Source organism: Candidatus Zixiibacteriota bacterium (assembly GCA_036397555.1).
Lineage (GTDB): Bacteria > Zixibacteria > MSB-5A5 > WJJR01 > WJJR01 > DATKYL01.
Genome location: DASWIS010000008.1, coordinates 486738 through 502985, shown reverse-complemented (window position 1 = coordinate 502985; position 16248 = coordinate 486738). Strand labels below are relative to the sequence as shown.

Annotated in this window: 10 protein-coding genes; 3 read left to right on the top strand and 7 right to left on the bottom strand. The window is 59.4% G+C overall.

Translation table 11 applies throughout. The annotated features are described in order from the left end of the window. Positions 1–46: 46 nt before the first annotated feature. From VGB22_03655 to VGB22_03645, 3 genes are read left to right on the top strand one after another with little or no spacing between them, the layout of a single operon-like run. Positions 47–1345: an extracellular solute-binding protein gene (locus VGB22_03655; GenBank protein HEX9750375.1), complete on the top strand. Its 1299-nt coding sequence runs from the start codon at positions 47–49 to the stop codon at positions 1343–1345. An 8-nt stretch (positions 1346–1353) separates the two neighbouring features. After that, entirely contained in the window at positions 1354–2250 is an 897-nt protein-coding gene (locus tag VGB22_03650) for a sugar ABC transporter permease (GenBank protein ID HEX9750374.1), read from the top strand. 2 nt (positions 2251–2252) lie between these two features. After that, the gene (locus tag VGB22_03645; protein HEX9750373.1) at positions 2253–3089 is read left to right on the top strand and encodes a carbohydrate ABC transporter permease; all 837 of its coding nucleotides are present in this window, start codon (positions 2253–2255) and stop codon (positions 3087–3089) included. An 8-nt stretch (positions 3090–3097) separates the two neighbouring features. Here VGB22_03645 and VGB22_03640 read toward each other — a convergent pair whose 3' ends face one another. The 7 genes from VGB22_03640 to VGB22_03610 form a co-directional block, all read right to left on the bottom strand. Beyond that, positions 3098–4987, bottom strand: coding sequence for an N-acetylmuramoyl-L-alanine amidase (locus tag VGB22_03640; GenBank protein HEX9750372.1), 1890 nt, complete (start codon positions 4985–4987; stop codon positions 3098–3100). A 131-nt stretch (positions 4988–5118) separates the two neighbouring features. Continuing rightward, entirely contained in the window at positions 5119–6117 is a 999-nt protein-coding gene (locus tag VGB22_03635; protein HEX9750371.1) for a PorV/PorQ family protein, read from the bottom strand. A gap of 65 nt (positions 6118–6182) precedes the next feature. Continuing rightward, on the bottom strand, positions 6183–9194 hold the full coding sequence (locus VGB22_03630) for a T9SS type A sorting domain-containing protein (protein ID HEX9750370.1): 3012 nt from the start codon (positions 9192–9194) through the stop codon (positions 6183–6185). A gap of 63 nt (positions 9195–9257) precedes the next feature. Further along, positions 9258–12260: a TonB-dependent receptor gene (locus tag VGB22_03625; protein HEX9750369.1), complete on the bottom strand. Its 3003-nt coding sequence runs from the start codon at positions 12258–12260 to the stop codon at positions 9258–9260. A 529-nt stretch (positions 12261–12789) separates the two neighbouring features. Beyond that, complete coding sequence (locus VGB22_03620) at positions 12790–14016, bottom strand: pyridoxal phosphate-dependent aminotransferase (protein HEX9750368.1); 1227 nt, start codon at positions 14014–14016, stop codon at positions 12790–12792. Beyond that, a complete protein-coding gene (locus VGB22_03615; protein ID HEX9750367.1) occupies positions 14013–14993 on the bottom strand; it encodes a transketolase family protein in 981 nt (326 codons plus the stop codon). The genes VGB22_03620 and VGB22_03615 overlap by 4 nt, the downstream gene beginning before the upstream one ends. Positions 14994–15005: 12 nt before the next feature. Then, positions 15006–15890 (bottom strand): transketolase, encoded by an 885-nt coding sequence (locus tag VGB22_03610; GenBank protein ID HEX9750366.1) that lies wholly within the window; start codon positions 15888–15890, stop codon positions 15006–15008. Positions 15891–16248 lie beyond the last annotated feature (358 nt).

Below are 16248 nucleotides of genomic sequence, written 5' to 3'. Positions count from 1 at the left end.
CCGGTTCATCCTTGACACCTGTCGGGTTCACAGACTGTTTGTGGCGATGGCCGACCGAGCACTTTCAGGATCGCATCGACCCTCCGGCTCTCCTAAGCTATTGTGGTTTTGTGCGTTAGCTGTCGCCGGCTCGTTGTCATTGTCATGCGGGGGCGGGTCGGGCAAAGATGGCGAGAAGACCGTTATTCAATTCTGGCAGTTTTGGACTGAGCCCCGTGTCCGCGCTGTGATCACGCAGGCAGTGACAGAGTTTGAACTGCTGCATCCGGAATACAAAGTTGAAGTCACCGATCTGACGTGGGACAATGGGTATCAGAAGATCGTCGCCGCCTTTGCCGCGGGTCGCCCTCCGGATCTGCTGGAATTGGGGTCGGATTGGATCGCGCAATTTGCCGCTGCCGGCGCCTTGATGGACCTCTCCCGCGAATGCGCGCGGTACCGAGATACATTGGCGGGCTGGCCGCCTTGTTTCTACGGTGAGCAATGCTGGGCGCTGCCGTGGTATTTGTCGACGCGGGTGATCTACCAAAACGACGACATAGCTCGCATCGTGCGTGGTGATGCGGACCACCCGATCATCTGGCGCGACCTGATGTCCAACGCAATGGCCGCCACGACCACCAAGCCCGTCATGTACGGCTATGGTGTCAATGCTGCCGAGCGTCATCGACTGTACAAGGCATTTCTCCCGTACCTGTGGTCTGCCGGAGGCGAACTACTCACACCAGACCTGTCTGAGTGCGCGCTCGACAGCCGCGCAGGGCTGGAAGCGATCCAGCTGCTGACCACGCTGAGCACCAGCGGGCTGATCGACAAGCAGGCCGCTCTCGAAGAACTCTTCATCGACGGCAAGCTGCTGTACCTGATGTCCGGCGACTGGATGTACGAGAAGCTGAAACGTTCAGGCAAGACGATGGCATACTCGGCATTCCGCATACCATTCGCCGCACCCGGCGTCGGCAGTCAGACGTCGTTCGCGGGCGGGGAATACCTGACGATACCCCGTCGGGGGGCGCACAGACTGGAGGCACTCGAGCTGGCGCGACATCTGCTCGCGCCGAAGCATATTTTCAATCTGTGCATTGCCACCGGCAATGCCACGCCGGCCCACCGGGACGTCGCCATCAATCCCTACTTCATGGAAGACTCGATCCGCCAGGTGTTTATTCGCCAGATTCCGCAGACCAAGTGGTCGCCATCGCACCCCCGTTGGGTTGAGATTGAGGAAGCGTTGGAATGGGGGATCGAACAGGCGATCTACGGCCGTCTCGCGGCCCAAGACGCACTGGCACAGACTTGCGAACGCATTAACGCCATCTTAGCTGAGCAGCGCTCGGATTTATAAGGCGGTCGATGGCCCCTGACGGCACACCGGATCTGGTCGATCGCCGGGCGGGCTGGCTGCTGTCCGCGCCGTGGTGCATCGTTCTCGGGTTGTTCTGGCTCTACCCCTTCGGGTACGCACTCGTTCTTTCGTTTGTCGATGTCGACATTTTCGCCGGTCACTGGCGGTTCGTTGGAGTTGACCATTTCCGTGCCGTGCTCGGCAATCCCGATTTCTGGCGGGCGTTCTGGCATACGATGGTCTTCACGTTTGGGACCGTTCCGGTGACCACCGCGCTGTCGATCGTCGCGGCACTCGCATTGAATCGTCGTATCCGGGGACGCATGCTGTTCCGCGCCGGTATATTTATGCCGACGCTGACGGCAACGGTCGTGATGGCGCTGGTATACGTTCACATGTATGGCCAGGGCGGGTACTTGCACCGCCTGGCGGAGATGATCGGGCTGCCGGTCCCGCGTCAGGGCTTCCTGTTGTCGGATGCCACTGCCCTCCCGGCGGTGATGGTCATGGATATCTGGATTTCCATCGGATACTTCGCTCTGCTGTTTCTCGCGGGACTGCAGCACATCCCGGGTGAATTGTACGAAGATGCTCTTCTTCACGGGGCCGGCGCATGGCGGCGGTTTTGGTCAATCACCTGGCCGTACCTGCGTCCGACGCTTCTTTATGCAATCGTCATCAATCTCATCAAGAGTTTTCAAGTCTTCACCGAGATCTTCGTGATGACCCAGGGCGGGCCGCTGGGGTCGACGACGACGGCCGTGTATCACGTTTACCAGTCGGGATTCGAACGCTTCAATCTTGGGTATGCGTCGGCGGCGGCATTCGTTCTCTTCGTCGCGATTGCCATCTTCTCGGCGATACAATTTCGATTGTTCTCGTTCGGACGGGGACCGGAGGAATAGTCGTGCGGCGCTCAGACGTCAGCCCGGTCGCACGAAGTCGTCAAGACGCTGTCTTATCGGCGATCCTGACCGTGGTCGTGGCGGCGATGCTGTTTCCGCTCGCGTGGATGGTAGTCGGTTCTGTCTCACCCGACTGGAACGCCGGTTGGTTCAACCCGTTGCGGGAAGGACCCGTGTGGTCGAATTACACCGACTTGTTTACGCGGATGCCGTTTGGACGGCATGCAGCGAACTCATTCGTCGTCGCCATTATCGTGACCGTCGCCAATGTCGTCTTGTGTTTTCCGGTCGGGTATGCGCTGGCACGCGTGCATTTTCCGGGGCGCGCGCTGCTGTATTGGTCGGCGGCGGCGATTCTTATGGTCCCGCAATACATTCTCATCGTGCCGATGTACATCCTGATTCATCAGCTCGGATGGTATGACTCCCTGTGGGCGATCATTGTGCCGTTCGCCGTCAACCCGCTGGGAATCCTGCTGGTCCGCAGCGCGGTCACCGCCGTACCGCGTGAGGTCGAAGAGGCGGCGGTGCTCGACGGCGCGCCGCCGTGGCGCGTGGTCTATCAGATCGTCTTGCCGATGTGCCGTCCGGCATTGGCGGTGCTGGCGGTGCAGGTCTTCTGGCTCACGTGGAATTCGTTTTTGTTTCCATTTATCCTGACGGGCGATCACGCGCGAACGCTGCCGGTAGCGCTGGCGATGTTTCGCGGCTTTCAGGGGGTCGATCGGCCGCACCTCTTTGCAGCCGCTACACTGGCCACATTGCCGGTGCTGGTCGCCTTTCTGATTTTTCAGCGACAGATTATCGCGGGTCTGACTGCGGGCGCCGTCAAGAAATAATAAGCGGATTATCGGCCGAGACGTTCGCGGACGAATTCGGCAACGCCGTTGGCGATTCCCTGCCCGATTCGGGTGATAAACTCAGGCGTGTAGAGCAGCGCTTCCTGTTCGGGGATGATGATAAACGCGCATTCAATCAGAACCGAAGGGTATTGGGTCGGCCTGATCACTGCAAAATTGCCCCCGGTCAAGCCATAATCATCCAGCCCGGTCGCGTCGCGGGTCCAGCGGTGCACCTGTCGCGCCAGATCGCGAGAGAACGGATGGTAGAAGTAGGTTCCTGTGCCGTTGCGAGCATACGGGTTGATGCCGTCGGGAACGGCATTGTTGTGAACAGAGACGAACAGATCAGCTCCTTGTGAGTTGGCGATAGCCGGGCGATCATAGAGCGGGACATCTTCGCTGGCCCAGCGGGTCATAATAACCTGCGCTCCCTTGCGCTCCAGAAAGCGCTTCACTTCCCAGGCGATCTTGAGGTTCGCATCTTTTTCCATTAGTCCGGTCGGCCCGATCGCACCCGGATCGACGCTATGGCCCGCGTCGACTGCGACCTTGAATCCTTCCAGTTCCCGGCGTAGCTGTGGCGGGCGCCGGAACTCAACGACCAGTTGTCCGCCCTCGTATCGCGCGTCATAACCCCAAACAGGTTTATGGAGGTTAACGGTGACTTCGTACACTTGGGGGCGTGTTTGCTCCCATGACACTTCCTGGATCATGTCGTCGGCGGGGTCTTGCTCGATCCAGTCAGTGTTTGCGGTCGCACCGAATATGAGAATGCGCAGTCTGCGCAGATCGTCACTCACGGTGACCTTAAACGGCAGCCGCTCGCTGGTGCCGATCTGAAGCATGACCGATGACTTCGATGCGACAGTCTTCATCCGCGAGATAAGCGACCCGGGCAGGGGCATACCCTCCGCCAGCAAGCGCGTCTTTTCCGTTTCGATCCACGCTTCATACCCCGGCGCTGGTTCCAGGATGGTCCACGGTCCCGCCCGCCCCCACCAGCGCACCCGCACGCCGGCCGGCTGCATAATGGTGAAATACCCCAGTCGCGGACCCATCCGCAGAATCTGCACGCTGTCGGTCAGCTCCACGACGCGCGGTGGCCAAAACTCGACGGGCACCAATCGTCCGGGCGCCATCGCCGTGGATGCCTCGGCCGAGTCTGATGGGCTCCGCAGACGAACCTCAATCCGCAGCGTGTCCCAAGTCAGACCCGACGGCGTCCGCCAGATACCGTGGTATGTGCCCGGTCCTTCACGTGCCGACGGATAGACGGGCATCGAGTCGGGAACCATCAGGAACGGATCGCTCTCGCCGGGATTCCACACGGTTGGCGCCGTATTCTTCAGTTCGACCATTCGATGCCATGGTGTCGTGTCACCGGGCGAGATGATTCGGAACGACGCACGGCAACTCACCGTGCCGGAGAACTGCACGCTGATTTCATCGTTGGGGCGGACGGTCCGGGTCCACAGCGGTCCCACCGATTCGCTGCGGATGCGAACCCCGGAATCGGGGGGGATCGGCCGAAGATCTGCGACCCGGAGGTTGACGATGGCCGTGTCGCGTCCCCGTTCATTCTCAGCGTGGAGATGGAACGCAAAGTCTCCCGGCGTGACCGGCAAAAAAGCCAGGAAGCCGCCGGTCTCATATACGGAGACCTGGACGCCGTTAATCACCAACCGTGACCCAGGTGTGACAGAGCCCAGAATGAAGGTCGAATCGACAGACGCGACCTCCTGGCTGTCGCGCGGGTAAATAACGTTGATGATCGGCGGCTTGCTGTCCGGCGGCGTGGGTGTGGGACGGCTCTGAGCCCAGCCCGTGGCAGTCAACACGACAAGGGTCAGCCCGGCCAACAGGGTTTGCAAGGTCTTGTCGATCGGTAGTGGCATCACAGGGCTTGACCGGTGCGCTGGTTATACGCCGCTACAACATGAATCGTACGAATCGCTTCGACAATCCACAAGAAACCGGCCCCGAATGTTTCCGGGGCCGGTCAGAAGACTCAGACTGACAGAATGTCTTAGAAATTGACTGTCAGTGAGAACGTCTGATTGTTGTCGAAGAACTCACTTTCGCCCCAGGCATAGTCGACCTGAAGCTGCGTGTCTCCCAATTCAAACTGGACACCCGCACCGGCCGAGAATCCATACAAATACTGACTCTGGTTGGACTCGGTATACCCGGCGCGCACAAAGAATGCATCGTTGTAGGCGTACTCGCCACCGGCCCGGAATTCGTCTTCGGAGAAGTTGTTCGATTGGAATGCGCCGGTGAGATTGACGACCGAGTTGTTCTGTTCCATCGCCTTGTATGCCATACCGAGCTGGACATACGAGGGCAGCTCGAAGCTCGAGGACCGTGTGCGCGCGACATGATCGCGTCCGCTGGGATCATCGGACGTTCCCGCGTCCTCGTCGAAACCCTTGCCGTCGAATCGCATTTTGGGGCCGAGATTTTTGATGACCGCGCCGAATGTCAGGTTGTTCCAGCCGGGATTGTATTGGACACCGGCGTCAAACGCCACACCGGTGGCCGCCTGCTCGGCGATCTTCTCGTAGACGACATTACCGCTGAGCCCGACCGCCACGCGGTCTGTCATCGTCCGTGACCACGATAAACCGATGATCGAGAACGATGAGCCGAAGGTCGTTCCATCGCCGTTGGGCGCCTCGAAGGTCGTGATCAACTCATCGCCCATCGAGAGAATCTTCGCCGTGATGCCGAACACCCCCATGTCGCCGATCGTCGAGGCGGCGACGATGTAATCGACATCGATATCGGCGATGTACTCGCGCCGCGAGAACATGACATCGACGCCCTGAATGGTCGCCGCGCCCGCCGGATTCCAGAAGAGTGCATCGATGCCGGTGGCAAAGGCCACGCCCGAGCCGCCCATGGCGGCCCCGCGCGCGCCGACCGGGATGCGGAGTTCCTGCGCGCCGGCGGTACCGATCTTCAAATCATCACCCGCGCGGACGACCGCCGGCAACAGCAGCACGACCGCTCCGATTGTCAACATTCGAGTGAATCTCATCCCTGCCTCCATTGTGACGTTCCGCCCGCGGCGGAACCACTCGATTCCGATCAGAAGTTGTCGAGCTGCTCCACTTCGGTGAAAATCGCCATCTTGCCGACTTTGCTGCCCAGTCCCTCGGCCGTGATGTGATAGATGTACAGTCCCGAGGCGATCGGGACGCCCGCCTCGTTGGTGATATTGTCCCAGCGCGCTTCGGCCTGCGTCGGATCGGTGCGCTGGATGGTTTTGACCAAATCGCCGGCGAGATTGAAAATGCGGATCGTCACCTCGGTCGGCGGCAGATTGATGAACTTGATGAAACGATTGAACTGGTCGACCTCGAGCGCGTGCGTGTTGTAGTACGGATTCGGGACCGGATGCACGTTTTCGACCGTGTTGGCGATCACGGTGCCGTCGTTCATATCGGTCAGCACTGTCGTAAACTCGAAGATGTCACCCATGGCATTGGGCTTGTGCGTCGAGAAGCGCGCAATCGTTCCGGTCGGCGGCGGACCGTTGCCCGAATTGTCATTGAACACGATGCGTCCGATGTGGAACTGGTCGGGGAAGTTCCCGCCGAAATCGAAGTCATCCGGGAGCGGCTCGAAATAGTCCAGTTCAATCACGTAGATACGGTCACCCATCGACCAGCCGCCCGACTCATCGTCGTCGATGACCGCAAACTGCAGTTGGCGATCGTCGGAAGGGTCGTCGGGTGTTCCGACGCCGATATTCCAGACCTCAAATGGGGTACGATTCCCCCACTTGGTGTCGGTATTGAAGTCGTAGTACTCGGACCCCTCTTCCGTAAAACGAAACTCCCAATCGCTGATCCCAATCAGCCCTTGCCAGTTTAGTCTGCCAAAATTGTTCGCTTGATCCGACGATACGTACCAGTCTCCGGTGGAGTTAAGGCTATACATGACGTTGTCCGGCGGATCGACCGGACCGCCGCCGTTGGCGACTTCAACGATGGCGCTGACGCCTGCAGCAGGTCCCAGCACCCGGACGACGAATCCATCGACGATTTGCGACGCGATCGCGCCCTGCTGATCCTCCAACTCCGTCATTTGCGTCGTCGTATTGACAAGATTCCATGAAGCGTCTTCGTTAAACGTCACATGGTAGGTATGTCCGGTGACCATTCCCGGGCTGGCGACGTCGACTAAGACCGTGCCGCCGCTGATACCCTCAATGTGTTCGGCGGTGTCCGCCAGTATGCCCGTATACGAAGCCGGCGTCACCTCGACCGACTGGGAGCTGATCAGGTTTTCGAATGATTCAGCAATGATGCCGAATGTATTTCCGCCGACCACAAAGTCGGATTGATTGAGTGCGTCGAAGTTGTACGCGGTGACGGCGAACCAGTAGGGACGATTGTTGATGATCGCGCGGCTGTTGACACGGTCTTGTGTAATCCACAAATCATGAGCAACACCGGCGTCGGAGCCCCGCTGCGTAACAATGCGTTCCTTCCCAGCGGGATTGTCGACATCGAAGTAGATGCGTTCGACGCCATTCTCTTCATCAAATGTGCTGATCAGGGTCCAGGGGCCGGAACCGGACTGACCCTGGTAAACGTTGTATCCCTCGAAGACGAATCGCTGAATGACTTCCTGATTGCCTTCGTCATCGGGCGGTCCGAGCGCTTCCTGCACGTCTCCATCGGACTGCGTTCCCCAGAGAAGCTGGATGGCGCCGTCATAGGGCACCGCCCACACCTGCGGCGGCGGCGGCGGACCGGGGATGTCAAAATTGGCGTCGAAAACCGACTGAGCGATATCGTCGAGACGCTTGAGGACATCGACTGACTCACGATTGTTGGTTCCCTGTCCGACCAGGACGGCGGCGACCACTTCCTGCGAGTCGTTGGGAGCCATCGTGAACGGCCCCGAACTCATCATATAACGGCGGTCGCTCTCGTTTTCATCGAGCCAGCCGGTGCCCGCGTTGGGGTCACCGGTCAAAACGAATTTCGTCGGCTGGCCGGTGAACGGATCGATCTGAATGTCTCCTTCACGGCTGAGACCGCGCATGTAGTTGAAGGCCTCGATGTTATTGTTCGGGTCGGTCCCGTTGATGTACTTGTTAAACGACGTCATCGGCAGATTCTTGTACCCCTGGATGTACATGCCCTTGCTCGACACCCACGCCGAGTCGATTTCACCCTCTTCAAGCGGAACGATCGGTCCCTGGAAGAAGTCGTAGCCGACCGCGGGACACATTGATCCGTAGACCTGGTCGGCGTTTGTGGCGTTCCAGCAGAAGCCCAGCGAGCGCAGGGTGTCGCATCCGACAAAGTCATCGCTGGCGCCGCCTAAGTCGGGATCGGCCCACAGCGAAACGAACATGCTGTCGATGGTCGCATCGCCCTTGTTGATGATGTTGTAGCGCATAAAGATCGTATTGCCCAACGCGCCGGAGCGTGCGTAGCCGAACACGTAAAGCTGTACTTCCAAGCCCAGCGGCCGCGTGGACCCCAGGCCGACATCGGAGGCGTGATCGGCGAAATCGGCATCGTTGAAGACGCACCACAGCGCCTGATCGCCCAGCAACAGCGGGATCATGTATTCCTCGTCATCGTACACCGGGTCACCGTTTGCATCTTTCACAAACGGCGCGCCATCGGCAAAGGGCCAGTCCCGATAGTGCGGATTGCTCTCGCGGGTATCTCCCTTTTTGATTTTGTAGACGCGGAAACTGCCGCGATCGGGCTGATAGGTGCCGTCGAGCATCGGGCCCGGAGTAAAGTCGTCTGAGAATTCGGCTGCCGACAGTTGGATCACGTTGTTGATCTTCCCTCCCAGCCAGATGCCGCCGGCGAAAATGGCGGTCTGCGAGGTTCCCTTCGGGAAGTACAGACCGTCATTCCGTCCGCGCGAGGCCGAGCGGTCGTAGGCGAAGTTGCCGACATTGGTCACGAACATCTCGAGGTTGTTTGCGTCAAACGTCGTGGTGCCGTCGATGATGGCAATTTCCGCGCGCGAGGGCTGATGGCGCATGGGGACCGCCGCCATGACCGCATCGACGGCGAGTAGCGCCACGAGGAACGCCGTGCCCGCCTGTATCCAGCGTTTCATCCCTGTCCTCCTTGATCGATCATCCATAAGTCACGGGCCCCGACGGACGGGGCAATCTGCTCGTTAGAATGTCCAACGCGCCCCGAATCGAATCTGTCGCGGGGTATCATAGTTGCGCGGATCAAGCTGCCGGACCTCATACTTCTGCTCACCGCTCAATGGCGTCGTGCTGCTGCCGATGAACGATGCGTCGTCGCCCTCGGCGTGGGCATCGGCGAATTCCCGTCCCGACGGCGTGTCCAGCCAGCCGGTGCGATCGGCCTCACCGGTCGACTCGTAGACATCGACAACATTGTCGCGGTCGAAGATGTTGATCACCCAGAAGTAGATGTCGAGGTTGAATCCGCGTCCGACGACGAACTCTTTATTGGCCTTCATGTCGAAGCGAACCAGCCAGGGTGTGCGACCGGAGTTGATCTGACCGTCGGCATCGGGAGACACGGCGCCGAGTGTGACCTCGTTGTATACGGTCGTCGGTGTGTACGGGAATCCCGAGCCGGCCGTGAACACGAAGTTGACACCGGCGCGTTCCAGCGGAAACATGTCGCCGATCTTCGGGCCTTCCTGAGCGCCGGCGCGAATGTCGATCACGCCCGATACATTATGCCGCTGGTCGAAGTCCAGCAGACTGACTTGTGTGGGCGCCTCGTCGGCGGTCCAGGCGATATTCCGCTTCGTGTTGGCGAATGAGCCGGTTCCCTCGGCAAATGACAGCGTGTAGTTCACCTGGCCGGAAACACCGTGGATCCGGCGCATATCCAACTGCAATTCCAGTCCTTTGACCGTCCCGAAGTCGCGGTTGCGGTAGGTGGCGAAGCTGTTGGGCTCGGTCGGCTGGTTGATGACCTCGGTGAGGTTTTTGATGTCTTTGTAGAATGCGGTGACATCGACCGCCGTGTAATCGTTCATCTGCCGGCGCCAGCCGAACTCGTAGGCGGTCGTTTCTTCGGGCTCGAGGTTCGGGTTGCCGAACGCCACGAAATAGCCGCCGGTGCGAATCTTGTACTCGAGGTAGTCGTAGTTCACGTACAGATTTTCAAGGTCCGGGCGCTGGAAGAACTTCCCATATGAGAAGTGCAGGACCGAACCATCGGAGATCGGGAACGCAACCCCGAGCCGGGGCGATACCCGCGCGACCGATTCGGATGTCGTCAAGTCGCTTTCGGTCAGGCGCTGGGCCTCCAACAATTGGTCTTCAGTGGGGTCGGGCGTGATCTCCGGATCGAGGAAACCGTCGGGATCGAGCGGCCTTTCCGGATCACGCAGGCGCTCCGTGCGATAATCGAAGTAGTCGAGACGGAGCCCGGCGTTGAGAACCATCCCTTCCCATTCAAACTTGTCCTGAAAGTATCCCGCCAGGTTGATCGGGCGCTTGGCATCATTGAGCCCGCCCGGATCGCCTTCCTCGCCGAGCTCGTTGTAGCCATAGAAATTGGCATCGTCAAAACCGCCGTTGACGCCGAGGTAAATCTGAGTCGGGAAATAATGCTCATAGCGGCGCAGCGTGTGCCGCTGGACTTCCGCGCCCAGCTTGAGTTCGTGGTTGGGATGGATCTGGCTGACCAGATCAATATCTCCGCCGATATAGGAAGACTGGCGGTGGATGAAACCGTCCCACACATGCGATTCGTCGCCGGAGACAACGAACGAGATGGAATCCATCGTGCCATCGGGCAGCTCAACTTCGCGCATCTCGGTGACCGTCTCGGTCACTTCGCGGTAGATGACGTGGTTTTCGAGACTGTCGGCGTTGAGATTCATGTCGTCCCAGGCGCGGTAGAGGTCCTCGTCGTCATTGCGCGGGTTGCCGCTGGGACGTCCATAGGCCCACAAATCGTCAAAATAAACGCCGTCGCCGTTCGTGCGCTCAGTCGAAAACCAGTTCGCTTTCGCGGTGTAGAACGTCTTCGGATTCAACGTGTGCGTGATCTCCCCGAAGAACGAGAAATTGCGATCGTCATACCGGGGCATGTGCTCGACATTGAACAGGTACTCGTGGTAGTATGCCCGCCACTTTTCCACGGACCCGTTGGACCCGAGGCGGACGACAACATCGGAATTCGGCCGCCAGGCGGTCTTCGCCTGCCAGTTCCACAGTCCCGAGTAGTTGTTGAGAAGCTGATTGGTCGGCAAGACCTCGTGGGTACGTGCCCGTGGATCGCGGTCGCGCGCCCAGCGGCGTTCACCGGCGACATAGAACGTGAGCTGGTTATTCTCGCGGATGATCGGACCGCTGAGAACGCCGGAGTACACGTTGTAGTCGAAGTTGTCGCCGTGGAAGTTGTCGGTCACCGCCTCCACCGTGCCGTGGTAGGCGTCGCCGCCTTCCTTGGTGGTGACATTGACGGCGCCGGACATGATCAGGCCGTACTCGGCGTTAAATCCGCCGGTCACGACTGAGATTTCTTTGATCGAATTGTTGTTGATCTGGGTGGTCGATAGCCCGGTCAGCGGGTCTTGCTGGGAGAAACCGTCCACATAATAGGCGACTTCCGAGGCGCGCCCGCCGCGGACGTAAACGCTGCCGGTGGTCGTATTCTCGCTGGCACCGCGCCCGGCATTGACACTCACGTTGTCGGCGAACCGCACAGACCCGGCCTGCAGCCCGACAACGTCCTGATATCCGCGTGTCGGTAGGTTTTGGATCATCTCCTCGTCAATTAATCGGATCGACGATGTGCGGTCACGGTGCACCAGCGGGCGCTCGACCGTCACCGTAACGGCCCCGAGTTCGACCGCCTGCTCTTTCAGAGAGAAATTCTGGTAGGTCGTCAGGTCGACTGAGACGCTCACGTTCGCGTACTCGACCGATGTGTAGCCGACCAGCGACGCCCTCAGCGTGTACGTGCCGACCGGTACATTCAGGATGATGAAGCGTCCGTCGACGTCGGTCAGCGAACCGATCGGCGTGCCGACGATCGCGACCGCCGCGCCGATGATCGGCTCGCCGCTGGTCTCATCGGTGACTGTGCCGGAGATTTTGCCGACATTGACGGCCCACGCGGACTCGGCGCAGAAGACGACCAGCGCGGCCGCTAGCCAGATGGATTTGTGCAGTTTAGCCAATGTCCCCCTCCTTATGACTTGATCCTGTTTGTCATATCGTCAGGTTTGCAATGTTCAATAGCCGACCAGCCCGTGTATGACCCCCGCACACGACATCGGGGGAGAGTGCCAGCGTTATGCGCGCCAGCCACTGCTCCGTTTGCGCGAGCGCTCGCATCGCAATACTGCCTCCGGTCGGCAGTGCCTACAGCCGACCCTTGGTACCTTCAGATTGTGGGACTCAGGTGGGTTTGCCGCGATCCATCGCGCTCGGGGTATAATCCGTTGCGGTTTGCCCCCGACTGGTCCCCCCAACACAGGTGATCGGCCGCCACAAGGCGACGATCACCTCCCTAAGCCCAATTTCCGTCGATCTATATGTGTGTCAAGGGTAAACTTGCTATTTCGAGCCGTTCGGCTTGTCCGATTGGACCATCGCCGGAAGGTGCTGGGAGAATGCGGCTTAGGCGGACACAAGAGCCGGAAGGAGTCGGAATGCACCGGGCTGGAGCTGGTGCTTCATTAAGCGTAGGGGCGCCAATAGCTTATGCTATAGTCCCTTTGCCCAACGCCCAATTCTGTTGACACCCTCCATGATGTTCTCCATGGAGTTGGCATACGAGAGCCGCAGGAAGCCTTCGCCGAACGATCCAAACGAAGTCCCGGAGAGCGTTGCCACTCCCGCCTCATCCAAAAGGCGAGTGGCCGCTTGCTGAGACGTGAGGCCCAGTTCGCTGATGTTCGGAAAGACATAGAAAGCGCCAGCGGGACATCGGCAGCGTATACCCGGAATGGCGTTGAGGGCACCGATGATCGTGTCACGGCGGCGATGGAACTCACTGAGCATGCCTTTAATGTCATCGCGCGGACCGAACAACGCCGGCTCAATGACCTGCTGTGAGAAGGTCGCGGTGCACGAGTTGCTGTTGGTTTGCAACCGCGCGACCGCCCGTGCCAATTCGGGTGGCATCACACCCCATCCGAGTCGCCATCCGGTCATGGCAAAGGTCTTGGACATTCCATCAAGCAAAATGACGCGGTCGCGGACTTCCGGATTGGCATGCAGGATGCTTTCGAACGCTCCATCGTAGACGATCTGCGAATAGATTTCGTCGGCGAGGATGTAGCAGTCGCGTTCCATCGCCAGCCGGGCGATGGCCCTCAGTGTTTCGGACGCCAGGACCCCGCCGGTCGGGTTCTGGGGAGAGTTAATGATGATGAGTTTGGTTCGCTCTGTTACCAGCGATGAGAGTTCGTCAACATCAAGCCCGAAGTCTCTGCTTTCGCGGAGGCGAATGGGGACCGGCCGTCCGCCGACGAAGCGAACGACCGACTCGTAAATCGGAAAACCGGGATTCGGATAGATGACTTCGTCGCCGGGGTCGATCAGCGCGAGGATCGTGAAAAACATGATCGGCTTGGCCCCGGGAGTGACTACGACCCAGTCGGCGTTCACATCGACACCACGCGTCTCGACGACATATCGCGCAATCGCAGCCCGCGTCTCCGGCAACCCGGCAGACGGGCCGTAATGCGTTGCACCGGAACGCAAAGAGGAAACGGCCGCCTCGACAATGTGCGCCGGCGTATTAAAATCGGGTTCGCCGATCTCCAGATGGACAATCGTTCGCCCCTGCGCTTCCAGTTGTCGTGCCTTGGCCAAGACCTCGAATGCCGTCTCGGTCCCCAAATCGACCATGCGTCGGGCAAACGGAATCACGTTTGGTTTCTCGATGGTCAGCAACTCGTTGACTCGGTTGTGGTGCAGGACCTTCACTCGGTTGAGGAACCGATCATCGATACCATCGCCCCGGCGCGTTTGCGTTTGAGTACTTTCTCGACGGCGGCGACGATGTTGGGAGATTTCAATCCGAAGGCAGCCATGAGTTCATCGGGCTTGCCGGACTGGCCGAAACGGTCGTCGACGGCAACAAACTCCATCGGGACCGGGCGATAACGCACAACGACTTCTGCGACCGCCCCTCCAAGCCCCCCGTTGATTTGGTGCTCTTCAGCGGTCACAATTGCACCGCATTCCTCGGCCGCTGCGATGATGATTTCACGGTCGATCGGCTTGACGGTATGCAGATTGATGACGCGGGCTTCGATACCATGGCCCGACAGATTTTCGGCGGCCTCCAGAGCTTCGTAGAGCATGACGCCGCAGGCAATGATTGCGACATCGGCGCCATCGCGCATCTGCAAACCTTGCCCGAATTCAAAGGGTGTGTCGGCATCGGTCACGACCGGCACGTTTTCGCGACCGAAGCGGATGTACACGGGCCCCCAGATGTCGGCCGCGGCGAGTGTGGCCTTCTTCGTTTCGTGGAAATCGCACGGCACGATCACTTTCATATTCGGCAGCGAACGCAGGATCGAAATCTCCTCCATCGCCTGATGGGTGGCTCCATCGGGGCCTACAGAAATACCCCCGTGCGCGCCGCCGATCTTGACATTCAGGTCGGAATAGCAAACGGTCACGCGAATCTGGTCCAGGCAGCGGCAGGTGGCGAAGGCACCGTAGGTCGAGAGAAACGGGATTTTGCCGACCAGCGAGAGGCCGGCCGCCGTGTTCATCATGTTTTGTTCGGCGACGCCCATCTCGATGAAGCGGTCGGGAAATTCCTTGGCGAAGAAACCGACCATTGTCGAATCGGTCAGATCTCCCACCAGCACGACGACGTCCGGATGGGAATGCCCCAACTCGACCAGCCCGCGGCCAAATCCTTCGCGCGTTTTCTTCATTTCCGGCATTGATTTCTCCGCTCAGTTGGATAGGAGCCGCTCGGACCATTGCGCATAGGTCGTCCCCAATTCAGCCAGCGCTTTCTCCCCTTCGTCCGGAGTCGGCGGTTTCCCATGCCACTCGTAATTGTTCAACATGAATGAGATGGGCTGTCCCATCACCGTTCGCGCCAGGATGACAGTCGGCTTGCCCTTGGTCCGTCGCGCCTCTTCCAGTGCCGACAAGATGGCAGCCAGGTCATGGCCGTCAATCTCGATGACATGCCAGCGGAACGCTCGATATTTGTCGGCCAGCGGAGCCAGCCCCATGATGTCTTCGATGTATCCGTCGATTTGGATGTTGTTGTAGTCGACGATCGCGCAGAGGTTGTCGAGCTTGTAGTGACCTGCCGACAAGATCGCTTCCCAGATCGACCCTTCCTGATGTTCGCCGTCGGAGAGCAACCCGTAGACACGTCGCGGGTGACCATCCATCCGGGAGCCGTAAGCGGCGCCAAAGGCAATCGACAGGCCCTGCCCCAGCGAGCCGGAGGAAACCTCCACACCGGGCGTATCCAGCGAAGACGGATGTCCCTGCAGGTGGCCGTTGAACTTGCGGAACTTCATCAGGTCCCGTAGCGGGAAGAATCCCGCTTCGCCAAGTGCCGAATAGTGGATCGGGGTCACATGCCCAAACGAGTAAAACCACATGTCCCTCCACGGCCACTTTGGGTTTTTGGGATCGTAGACCAGTTCATTGAAGAAGAGTGCCGTTGCGACATCAGCAAAGCCCATCGGCCCACCGGTGTGTCCCGATTTTGCCTCGACCAGCATTGTGATAATGTCTCGTCGGATGTCCCGCGCCTTGGACTTTAACTGGTCGATCCCAAAACGATAGGGGTTCCGCCGGTCGGCCGTCGCGTTCATCGGACTCTCCTGTTGCTGATGCGGCTGCCTCGCCGCGAACACGAAGATAACATCTTTTCCCAGCAGCGATACGTCCGTTGCCGAAGGATTGACAAAGTCCTGTCATTTTTTATGAGACAATCACATTGTCGGCGCTTCCGGCTCCAAGGCAATTGACGACGCGCCCGGCGACGCACTTCCGGCGCGTCAAGCCCCCGGCTGCGGAGGCGTGATGTTCGAACCGATTCGGGAGCCCACACACCGATCAGATAATCCCATTGCAAGCCCGCGCCGCGCCACTCCAGAAGCAGGGCGGCATCGAGCACTATCGCGACCGTGTCGCGGCGTTTCTGTCCGGCCCTGATACGACGCGCCACCT